Here is a 12,825-nt window from a genome sequence, read left to right on the forward strand (position 1 = left end):
TAATAATTTTAAAAAGTTAGTTTTTGTGCATGAAGTCTAGAAGCATTTTCTCTAATTGCTCTACTTTTTGTTGAACATTTTGGTTAACTTGCTCTAATTGCTCTACTTTTTGCTGAACATTTTGGTTAACTTGCTCTAATTCTTTAATTCTTGACTCCTTTTCCTCTAATTCTTTATTTTGCTCAATAATATGCAAATACAATTCTTCTGTTTTTTCTAAAAGTTGAATTGATAATTCTGAAACATTAAAAGAATAGCCGTCCTCTGATTTACTCAATTCATGAATAGGCGTTATCCCAGGTAAGTGACGATTTTCTTTAATAAAATCTTCAACAGCATCTAAACCTTTAAAATTATAATCATATTTTAAAGATGAATACCCATCAAAATACTTTTCAAATACATAATCTGCATAGTAACTATTTACAGCTGTGATACTTCCATTAACTCTTAACTTCTCATTAGGAGCGCCAGATGGTTCAGTAAACCCAATTCCAACCCATCCTTTAGTATAAATATCAGCTGTACTACTAGTAGCGACATTATGTGTTGAGGAATCTAACCAAGGGTGTTTATTAATTGATTCGATTTCAATCGTATGAATAATTCCATCCTCATCTGTATATAGTAAAGAATTGGTCGCTGCATCAAATTCCAACTTAGTTAACGATTCTCCATCACCAACTAAATCTGTCAATTTTAAGTTAGTAACTTCTCCTTTTTCATTTTTATAAGTTAATACATGCTCCATTGGATCATAAACCAAGGTAGTTACTGTCTCTGTTCCTTTCACTAATACTTTAATATCGATTGGATGTAAATCTCCCGCTTCATCTTTGTAGGTTAGCGTATAAATATCAACAATCTCTCCACTCTCCTCGCTCTCTTGCGTTACTATATTTTCAAGAACCGTTAAGGTTTCATTAGACTTAACTAAAGCAGGAATATCTACTACTACTGGTACATTAGCTTCATTAGTATAGGTAAGAACTCCATTTGCATTTGCTAAGGTTGTTACTGTTTCATTGGCCTTAATGATTGTAGACATATCCAAGGTAACTGTATCTCCATCTGCATTGACATATGTAAAGGAATTTCCGTCATAGTGAACATTCCCTCCTACGTTTTTAATGATGTTGTTGATGATTTCCTGTACATCGGTTTGGTTGATGATATCTTCAAAGTTATTGATCACATCAGCCTGAACATCTATTACAACCTCTGTCCCTGCCTCATTTTTATAGGTGTACTTGCCGTTACCTGATGCATCCTTTACTAAGGTAGTAATGGTTTCATTGGCCTTAATGATTGTAGACATATCCAAGGTAACTGTATCTCCATCTGCATTGACATACGTAAAGGAATTTCCGTCATAGTAAACATTCCCTCCTACGTTTTTAATGATGTTATTGATGATTTCCTGTACATCGGTTTGATTGATGATATCTTCAAAGTTGTTGATCACATCAGCCTGAACATCTATTACAACCTCTGTCCCTGCCTCATTTTTATAGGTGTACTTGCCGTTACCTGATGCATCCTTTACTAAGGTAGTAATGGTTTCATTGGCCTTAATGATTGTAGACATATCCAAGGTAACTGTATCTCCATCTGCATTGACATATGTAAAGGAATTTCCGTCATAGTGAACATTCCCTCCTACGTTTTTAATGATGTTATTGATAATCTCCTGTACATCGGTTTGATTGATGATATCTTCAAAGTTATTGATCACATCAGCCTGAACATCTATTACAACCTCTGTCCCTGCCTCATTTTTATAGGTGTACTTGCCGTTGCCTGATGCATCCTTTACTAAGGTAGTAATGGTTTCATTGGCCTTAATGATTGTAGACATATCCAAGGTAACTGTATCTCCATCTGCATTGACATACGTAAAGGAATTTCCGTCATAGTAAACATTCCCTCCTACGTTTTTAATGATGTTATTGATAATCTCCTGTACATCGGTTTGGTTGATGATATCTTCAAAGTTATTGATCACATCAGCCTGAACATCTATTACAACCTCTGTCCCTGCCTCATTTTTATAGGTGTACTTGCCGTTACCTGATGCATCCTTTACTAAGGTAGTAATGGTTTCATTGGCCTTAATGATTGTAGACATATCCAAGGTAACTGTATCTCCATCTGCATTGACATATGTAAAGGAATTTCCGTCATAGTGAACATTCCCTCCTACGTTTTTAATGATGTTATTGATAATCTCCTGTACATCGGTTTGATTGATGATATCTTCAAAGTTATTGATCACATCAGCCTGAACATCTATTACAACCTCTGTCCCTGCCTCATTTTTATAGGTGTACTTGCCGTTGCCTGATGCATCCTTTACTAAGGTAGTAATGGTTTCATTGGCCTTAATGATTGTAGACATATCCAAGGTAACTGTATCTCCATCTGCATTGACATACGTAAAGGAATTTCCGTCATAGTAAACATTCCCTCCTACGTTTTTAATGATGTTATTGATAATCTCCTGTACATCGGTTTGGTTGATGATATCTTCAAAGTTATTGATCACATCAGCCTGAACATCTATTACAACCTCTGTCCCTGCCTCATTTTTATAGGTGTACTTGCCGTTACCTGATGCATCCTTTACTAAGGTAGTAATGGTTTCATTGGCCTTAATGATTGTAGACATATCCAAGGTAACTGTATCTCCATCTGCATTGACATATGTAAAGGAATTTCCGTCATAGTGAACATTCCCTCCTACGTTTTTAATGATGTTATTGATAATCTCCTGTACATCGGTTTGATTGATGATATCTTCAAAGTTATTGATCACATCAGCCTGAACATCTATTACAACCTCTGTCCCTGCCTCATTTTTATAGGTGTACTTGCCGTTGCCTGATGCATCCTTTACTAAGGTAGTAATGGTTTCATTGGCCTTAATGATTGTAGACATATCCAAGGTAACTGTATCTCCATCTGCATTGACATACGTAAAGGAATTTCCGTCATAGTAAACATTCCCTCCTACGTTTTTAATGATGTTATTGATAATCTCCTGTACATCGGTTTGATTGATGATATCTTCAAAGTTATTGATCACATCAGCCTGAACATCTATTACAACCTCTGTCCCTGCCTCATTTTTATAGGTGTACTTGCCGTTACCTGATGCATCCTTTACTAAGGTAGTAATGGTTTCATTGGCCTTAATGATTGTAGACATATCCAAGGTAACTGTATCTCCATCTGCATTGACATATGTAAAGGAATTTCCGTCATAGTGAACATTCCCTCCTACGTTTTTAATGATATTGTTGATGATTTCCTGTACATCGGTTTGATTGATGATATCTTCAAAGTTATTGATCACATCAGCCTGAACATCTATTACAACCTCTGTCCCTGCCTCATTTTTATAGGTGTACTTACCGTTGCCTGATGCATCCTTTACTAAGGTAGTAATGGTTTCATTGGCCTTAATGATTGTAGACATATCCAAGGTAACTGTATCTCCATCTGCATTGACATACGTAAAGGAATTTCCGTCATAGTAAACATTTCCTCCTACGTTTTTAATGATGTTATTGATAATCTCCTGTACATCGGTTTGATTGATGATATCTTCAAAGTTATTGATCACATCAGCCTGAACATCTATTACAACCTCTGTCCCTGCCTCATTTTTATAGGTGTACTTACCGTTGCCTGATGCATCCTTTACTAAGGTAGTAATGGTTTCATTGGCCTTAATGATTGTAGACATATCCAAGGTAACTGTATCTCCATCTGCATTGACATATGTAAAGGAATTTCCGTCATAGTAAACATTCCCTCCTACGTTTTTAATGATGTTATTGATAATCTCCTGTACATCGGTTTGGTTGATGATATCTTCAAAGTTATTGATCACATCAGCCTGAACATCTATTACAACCTCTGTCCCTGCCTCATTTTTATAGGTGTACTTGCCGTTACCTGATGCATCCTTTACTAAGGTAGTAATGGTTTCATTGGCCTTAATGATTGTAGACATATCCAAGGTAACTGTATCTCCATCTGCATTGACATATGTAAAGGAATTTCCGTCATAGTGAACATTCCCTCCTACGTTTTTAATGATATTGTTGATGATTTCCTGTACATCGGTTTGGTTGATGATATCTTCAAAGTTATTGATCACATCAGCCTGAACATCTATTACAACCTCTGTCCCTGCCTCATTTTTATAGGTGTACTTGCCGTTACCTGATGCATCCTTTACTAAGGTAGTAATGGTTTCATTGGCCTTAATGATTGTAGACATATCCAAGGTAACTGTATCTCCATCTGCATTGACATACGTAAAGGAATTTCCGTCATAGTAAACATTCCCTCCTACGTTTTTAATGATGTTATTGATAATCTCCTGTACATCGGTTTGATTGATGATATCTTCAAAGTTATTGATCACATCAGCCTGAACATCTATTACAACCTCTGTCCCTGCCTCATTTTTATAGGTGTACTTGCCGTTGCCTGATGCATCCTTTACTAAGGTAGTAATGGTTTCATTGGCCTTGATTATCGTTGACATATCCAAGGTAACTGTATCTCCATCTGCATTGACATATGTAAAGGAATTTCCGTCATAGTGAACATTCCCTCCTACGTTTTTAATGATATTGTTGATGATTTCCTGTACATCGGTTTGGTTGATGATATCTTCAAAGTTATTGATCACATCAGCCTGAACATCTATTACAACCTCTGTCCCTGCCTCATTTTTATAGGTGTACTTACCGTTGCCTGATGCATCCTTTACTAAGGTAGTAATGGTTTCATTGGCCTTGATTATCGTTGACATATCCAAGGTAACTGTATCTCCATCTGCATTGACATATGTAAAGGAATTTCCGTCATAGTGAACATTCCCTCCTACGTTTTTAATGATATTGTTGATGATTTCCTGTACATCGGTTTGGTTGATGATATCTTCAAAGTTATTGATCACATCAGCCTGAACATCTATTACAACCTCTGTCCCTGCCTCATTTTTATAGGTGTACTTGCCGTTGCCTGATGCATCCTTTACTAAGGTAGTAATGGTTTCATTGGCCTTAATGATTGTAGACATATCCAAGGTAACTGTATCTCCATCTGCATTGACATATGTAAAGGAATTTCCGTCATAGTGAACATTCCCTCCTACGTTTTTAATGATATTGTTGATGATTTCCTGTACATCGGTTTGGTTGATGATATCTTCAAAGTTATTGATCACATCAGCCTGAACATCTATTACAACCTCTGTCCCTGCCTCATTTTTATAGGTGTACTTACCGTTGCCTGATGCATCCTTTACTAAGGTAGTAATGGTTTCATTGGCCTTAATGATTGTAGACATATCCAAGGTAACTGTATCTCCATCTGCATTGACATACGTAAAGGAATTTCCGTCATAGTAAACATTCCCTCCTACGTTTTTAATGATGTTATTGATAATCTCCTGTACATCGGTTTGATTGATGATATCTTCAAAGTTATTGATCACATCAGCCTGAACATCTATTACAACCTCTGTCCCTGCCTCATTTTTATAGGTGTACTTGCCGTTACCTGATGCATCCTTTACTAAGGTAGTAATGGTTTCATTGGCCTTGATTATCGTTGACATATCCAAGGTAACTGTATCTCCATCTGCATTGACATACGTAAAGGAATTTCCGTCATAGTGAACGTTTCCTCCTACGTTTTTAATGATGTTATTGATAATCTCCTGTACATCGGTTTGATTGATGATATCTTCAAAGTTATTGATCACATCAGCCTGAACATCTATTACAACCTCTGTCCCTGCCTCATTTTTATAGGTGTACTTGCCGTTGCCTGATGCATCCTTTATTAAGGTAGTAACAATATTTAAACTTTGAATATCTATAAAAATAACATCATCGTTTTCATCATATAGTTTAAGTAAATCATTTTCAACTACAAATTTTTTATTTTTTGTATTACTCCATTCTTTAACATCTAATTCTGTCAAAAAACGATTCCAATTATTTCCTTTCCAAAAATAATACCCTGGTTGTAGACCTCCCGAATCTGTTAAGTTATATACTAATAAACTTTCAACATTCCCATTGGTAATCGTACCATTGTCAGTAATACTTTTCAATTCAACTCGAGGGATTAGAACACCTCTTTTATCAGAAGTTATTTCAAGTTGAGAAGAAGGATTAGGAGTAGCCGTACCTATTCCAACTTGAGCGTAACTTATTGTTCCGGTACAAAAAGCACCAAATAAAATCCATTTCTTTTTCATGTGATTAGTTGTTTAAATTATATTTCCCTATATTTTAAATTTCTTTAATAATAAATTCACTTCGTCTATTGACTTGATGCTCTGCATCTGTACAATGTTCGCCATTGCTACAACCATTGAGCAATTGTGTTTCTCCATAGCCGCGTCCAGTCAGACGACTAGCTTCGATACCTTGTTTAGTCATCCACTCAATAGTGGCTTTTACACGGCGATCAGATAGGTTCAAATTATATGTATCATTTCCTCTACTATCTGTATGGGAACGAACGTCTATTTTCATGGTTGGATATTGCTGCATAACTTCTACGATTTTCATCAATTCAATCGCAGCATCCTTGCGTATGATTGTTTTATCAAAATCAAAATAAATTGGTTTTAACTGTAAACGTTTAAATAAGTCATCATTCACCTGCAAAGGTTTCACTGCGCGTTCTAAACCAATATCAAACGTTTTTACCTCTGAATCACGCTCAAATGAAAACACCAATTCTACTGTGTTATAAGCTTCTTTTTCAGGTCTGATACGGTATTTTATACCGCACCCTAAATCTGAAATTGTAAACTGTCCTTTATCATTGCTTTGCAATGTAGTACTCTTTTCGTATAGCCCATCTGAAACGACAATTTTGGCATTAGCAAGTACTTCTTTCGTTTCAATATCATACACTTTCCCTTCCACTTTTTTAACACATGATCGTTCTGTCAATTTATAGATATCGTCTGATCCCATTCCACCCGCACGATTGGAACTCACAAATCCAGTACCATCTTTCAAGTAAAAACCAAAATCGTCCATACTACTATTGATGGGTTCTCCCATATTGACAATTGGACCAAAAGTACCATCGCCATTGAGTTGGGTAACAAATACGTCCATTCCTCCTAGACCTGGATATCCATCAGAAGCAAAATAGAGTTGATTGTCTGATGAAATAAAAGGAAAATTCTCTCTTCCTTCTGTATTGATGCTTGGACCGAGGTTTTCTACTGGACCATAGCCATCATTTTTAAACACAGCCACACGATACAAATCGGATTGTCCTATAGCTCCATCTCGATCAGAGGCAAAATACAGCCATTTATCATCAGGAGTTAAAGCCGGATGGGCTGTATTGAAATTATCCGAATTAAAGGGCAATTCCAGTACTCGTCCCCACGACCCATCCGTTTGCTTTAATGCTCTATAAATTTTCAACGATGAGTTGTGATCTTTGTTTTGTTTACTTTTACCATTGGATTTCGCATTATTTCTTGTAAAGAACATGATGGTACCATCTTGGTTAAACACAGCCGTTGCGTCATTGACATAAGGCGCTTCATCTAGAGGAAAGCGTTCTGGATTTGCCATTCCACTTCCGTCTATTTTTGCACGATACAAACTTGTATAGCCCTCATTGGTCCAGGAGTGAATCTTGAGTTTATGCTGATGATCCGTTGCTCGAGCCGAAGTAAAGACAAAATCATTTCCTATAATTGTTCCTCCATAATCAGAGAACGCACTGTTTATCTGCAATAGTTCAGCTTCATATTGGTTCACATACTTTTCAATACGCGAGAGATAGGCTCTATCTTTGTTGTACTCCGTTACTCTTTGATCCTCCTTTTCGATGCGCGAGAATTGTTCCATCAATTCATCTGCTTTCTCGTAATTCTTGACTGCTTTTAAAGTCTGACTATAGCGGTAGTAATATTCAGATGGTAGTTGTCCTAAGTTTTTATCTTCGTATTGTCCTTCAAACAATTCGGTATACCATTTATTCGCTTCTAACAATTTTCCATTGAAATAATTAGCATCCGCTAAATTTTGTAGAATAGAACCATTGACATATCCTTTTTCTACCATTCCTTCATAAATCTGAATGGCATCAATATAGGCGGTTCGATCAAAGCTTTTATCCGCTTGCTTTTCTTTCTTAATCTGACAATAGCTTAACTGTCCAAGACTCAAGGCAAGAATCAATATTCCAACTCGTATGATTTGTTTTACCATAATACTTTCTTTTAGAAGAACCTCGGCGCAGCAACGCGCTTGTAGCTGTTAAACAAACTAAAACGCATAAATATCTCGTGAGAGCCTGAATTATAACGCGCTAACTTACTTGTTTCTGCATCATAACTATAACCTACAAAAATATTTTCTGACACTTGGAATCCTACAAGTCCACTGACAGAAGCGTCCCAGCGATAAGCTGCTCCAAGAGTAAGTTTATCCAAAAACATAAAGTTTGCACTTACATCCACTTGCAATGGAGATCCTTGTTCCATTTTGAGCATGGTCGCTGGCTTAAACTTCAAATTTGGATTTAACTCAAAAACGTAACCCCCTGTTAAATACAAGTGCATCTTTTGACGCATGGTCTTTACTTCATTATCGTCATAGCGCGTTCTTGTCAATAAATTTGGCGCAGATAATCCGACGTAGGCTTTATCGGAATACAAGAAGAAACCTGCCCCAACATTCGGTGTGAATTCATTCTTAATATCGTCTTCAGCTACGGGATCTGTTGGGTTATAAATGTGTAATTTACTGTAATTAACATCCAATAAATTGGCTGATCCTTTCAGACCAAAGGCTAATTTATATTGGTAATTTAGGTCTACCGCATAGGATAAATCTACAGCAAACGTATTATCATCCATCACCCCTAGATGGTCGTTTGTAAAGCTTACTCCTAAGCCCAAACCAGATTCACCAAGTGGTGTATTCACAGCTAAAGTAGCTGTTTTAGGTGCTCCTTCTAAACCCACCCATTGGGTACGATACAAACCAAAAATATTCAATCCTTCTCTACTCCCAGCATAAGCAGGGTTAATATTGGAGTGATTGTACATATATTGGGTATACTGCGGATCTTGTTGACCATACAATTGCGCTACTCCCAACAAACCTACACCTCCAAAAACTATCGTTTTTACTATTTTACTTGCTTTCATTTACTTGTGGTTTAATTGGTCTCTAAATGTAAGTTAGCGGCTTTCTTGATCATGCGACTACCGTTGGCATCTTTGTATTCATACGTCACAATATAGTAGTACGTTCCGCTTGGTAACTTCTTCTTTTTATCTATGGTAATCTTACCGTCTGAATATCCTGCAAATACATTGCTACTTCCATCGCCATTCGGGTCGTATTGCGTGGTTTCAAACACCTTTACCCCCCAACGGTTATAGATTTCAACGCGATTATTGGGATATTTTTGGATATTGTCAATAATAAAGTAGTCGTTTTTCCCGTCTCCATTGGGTGTCACTAAATTATAGATGACAACTCCATCATATAGAATCCAATCATCATGTACGGTTCCTAGTGTGAAATAACCAAACTTTTTAATTTTTGCTGGTGTTGTAACTGTACGGGTGGACATATCTACCACTCCTCCTTCATCAACCCAAATCTTTTGCTTTTCATCCCAGCGAATGATATGAAGTTCTTTTTCTGGATTTTTCAACAAGGAAGGTAACGTGGTATTTTCATCCCAAGTCAAGGATAAAATGACAGTTTCTTCCTCCTTTAACTTTCCTTCCAGTTTCCAGTACTCTTTAGTATTCACTTCCTTCACCACACCTGTACCTAATTTTCGATCAGCAAAGAAAGCAGCATCATTTAATTTATACTCTGCCACTACTGCATCGAGAACATCTTGGGGTGCGCCAATGGATGCTGCTCGATAAAAATTTTGATCTCCGATAGGATATTCAAAATTTTCATTTCCTATTTTCTCCACTTTTCCCTCAATATAACTATGATTACCAACATTCTCATGTTGAGCCCCAGCCAAGAAAGTAACCATACCTTTAGACACTGAAGTAGCTCTATTTTTTGTTGAATCTACTTTTACAATACCATTTTTAAAATGAGCCAAACCCGAAATATCAATATTGTTACTTAAATCAAAAGCAATACCATTTAATTCGCTAGAAAATTCAATATTGTAAAAAGAAGCCAAACTATTTCCAGCGATTCGCTTGGCTAAGCCAGAATTAGATAAAATAAAAAAAGTAGAAGAACTCTTCGTAAAAGAAGAAATCCCATAATAGCCATCATTTGTAAAATCCTTATAATAATATATACTCCCATCATTCACAAAAACACCAGAAGCTGTATTTGTAAAATCAAGACGAGTAGACACAATGGTTTCTGGGAGAACACTGAATAAACCAGTATTCACTAGCTTAATATGCTCCGATTCACCTTGTCCATAAGATAAGATATTAAAGCAAATAAACAGCAAGAAGGTTAAGTTGAAATAATTCTGACTCATATAAATTTTATTAAATGGTTAATTTTCCTTTCTATTATTCAGTACTACTATACTTAAAAAACATATCGAATCCCAATAAAACATATTTATTAAAATTTACATAAATTTAATTAAAAAAAATTAAAAAACAAAATAACAAAACACACCTACAAGGATAACTTAAATAATAAAAAATTAAAAAACATAAAAAATATTAATAAAAAAACAAATAATCATTTATAAAAAACTATTTTAAAAAACATTTCAAAGTATTTCTATTTAAAATTTGATTTTATCGTATTTTTATTATTCAAATCAGTCTAGTAGAAGATATTCAAATTTAAAAGGTGTGGTATCAAAGGATCATGTTCATCTTCATATAGAGTATCGGATAAGGTTGTAGCCCAAACTGAAGTCCCAAACTGTACAGAGATATGCGGGTAAATATAGCAGGTACATGAGGTGAAAGTTATTGTTCTTACCTGGAGAGGTCTTACAGACGTAGGGAGTTTTTTTTACAGAACTACGGATAACAATAGCTGTAAGAAGTCAGCAGAGGTCATAGTATGTGTTGCAACAAGCTTGGCAATACCAAGAAGTCTTACAAAACACAGAAGGACCGAACTTAATTAAGTGAGTAGTAAATAAATGTTACCTAATGAAGGGAAGAATGCAGAAAATATCGGTTAATATTGATAACTACCTTGACAACAATGATAGGCCAGAACCCGAGAGCTATCAAGCAGTAGCAGACTTTTATTGGGATAACTGAAAACAACCTCATGGAAGTACAATTAGGACAGTTAGATTTACTAGAACAAATCCTAAGTCTCTCAAATCTGAATTTAGCCTATAAACGAGTTAAATCAAATAATCGAGTAGGTGGCTGAAGATTATTTCTTCAGCCTCCTACTCGATTATTTACTTATCGCTTTTCAAGGCTCAATTAACTCCCGATGGCTCAGATTTACAATCCGTAACAACAAAAAAAGATAAAATAGCACTCACATAGTGCATTTATTTAAAACAAATGCACTATGTGAGTGCATTTATACTTATATTTGTAATAAAATAAACAGTATGGAACGGTTATTTGAGTATTCAAACAAGTTAATCAATGAGGCTAACACAGATTTCTTTCGCTACATATATAATCAAATCAATTGGGAAAATCGAATGATAGGTCTAATTGGTCCCCGTGGTGTAGGTAAGACTACTCTTGTCCTGCAATATATCAAACAGAATTTAAGTCCTACAGAAACACTTTACATTACCGCAGAGGACTTTTATTTTGTGGATAATAAAATCATTGAGTTAGTTGATACCTTTGTCAAGTTTGGAGGCAAGTATTTATTTATTGATGAAATTCATAAATACCCTGATTGGGCAAAAGACCTCAAACTGATTTATGATTACCATAAAAATTTAAAAGTTGTATTTACGGGCTCATCTGTACTTGATATTAAAAAGGGAGCTTCTGATTTAAGTCGTAGAGCTATTATCTATAATATGCAAGGTTTGTCTTTTCGAGAGTATCTGAAACTATTTCATAACATTTCTGCTAAAACATATACATTACAAGAAGTACTACAGCATAAGGTTAATATTCCAGAGATAGAAAGGCCTTTATTATACTATACTGATTACTTAAAGAAAGGTTATTATCCTTTTGCCTTAGAACAAGACTTTGATATTCGTTTGGCTCAGATAATTAATCAGACTTTAGAGAATGATATTCCAATGTATGCTAATATGAATGTGGCTACAGGTAGAAAATTAAAACAATTATTAGCTATCGTTTCTCAAAGTGCTCCTTTTAAACCTAATATGAGTAAAATAGCTGAAATGCTATCTGTAAGTAGAAATAATATTGCTGACTATTGTCTATACATTGAAGAAGCTGGGCTAATCACTCAACTACGTAACAATACTGGGGGAATTAGAGGATTAGGCAAGGTAGATAAAATCTATCTAGACAATACCAATTTGATTTACAACCTAGCAAGTGATTCTTCAAATATTGGAAATATTCGTGAAACATTCTTCTTAAATCAGACACGAGTAAAACATAATGTTATATCTTCTGCTGACTCAGATTTCTTAATTGAGAATATAACCTTTGAAATAGGAGGCAAAAACAAAAGCCAAAAACAAATTAAAAATATTGAGAACAGTTATGTTGTAAAAGATGATATAGAAACTGGCTTTCTGAATGTTATTCCTTTATGGCAATTTGGATTATTGTATTAATTTTTTTGTGCTTTTGTTGTTTACGGATGTGATCAGCACACAATCATA

General features: G+C 35.3%; 5 protein-coding genes and 1 pseudogene. 2 read left to right on the plus strand and 4 right to left on the minus strand.

The features are described 5' to 3' along the window. Nucleotides 1–16: 16 nt before the first annotated feature. The 4 genes from BK054_RS18665 to BK054_RS15860 form a co-directional block, all read right to left on the minus strand. Complete coding sequence (locus BK054_RS18665) at nucleotides 17–4,288, minus strand: hypothetical protein (protein ID WP_410503910.1); 4,272 nt, start codon at nucleotides 4,286–4,288, stop codon at nucleotides 17–19. A 2,032-nt stretch (nucleotides 4,289–6,320) separates the two neighbouring features. Then, complete coding sequence (locus BK054_RS15850; protein ID WP_016649207.1) at nucleotides 6,321–8,276, minus strand: OmpA family protein; 1,956 nt, start codon at nucleotides 8,274–8,276, stop codon at nucleotides 6,321–6,323. Nucleotides 8,277–8,287: 11 nt separating this feature from the next. Then, nucleotides 8,288–9,220 carry a type IX secretion system membrane protein PorP/SprF gene (locus BK054_RS15855; RefSeq protein ID WP_006263894.1) on the minus strand — a complete coding sequence of 311 codons (933 nt, stop codon included), beginning with the start codon at nucleotides 9,218–9,220 and terminating at the stop codon, nucleotides 8,288–8,290. Between the two features lie 11 nt (nucleotides 9,221–9,231). Further along, on the minus strand, nucleotides 9,232–10,548 hold the full coding sequence (locus BK054_RS15860) for a gliding motility-associated C-terminal domain-containing protein (protein ID WP_006265581.1): 1,317 nt from the start codon (nucleotides 10,546–10,548) through the stop codon (nucleotides 9,232–9,234). Between the two features lie 275 nt (nucleotides 10,549–10,823). Between BK054_RS15860 and BK054_RS18670 the strand changes: the two are divergent. Further along, nucleotides 10,824–10,927: pseudogene (locus BK054_RS18670) on the plus strand (IS200/IS605 family transposase); the annotation flags it as partial. 680 nt (nucleotides 10,928–11,607) lie between these two features. Further along, a complete protein-coding gene (locus tag BK054_RS15865) occupies nucleotides 11,608–12,777 on the plus strand; it encodes an ATP-binding protein (RefSeq protein WP_006258112.1) in 1,170 nt (389 codons plus the stop codon). Nucleotides 12,778–12,825 lie beyond the last annotated feature (48 nt).

The organism is Myroides sp. ZB35 (assembly GCF_001865835.1).
GTDB lineage: Bacteria > Bacteroidota > Bacteroidia > Flavobacteriales > Flavobacteriaceae > Flavobacterium > Flavobacterium odoratimimum.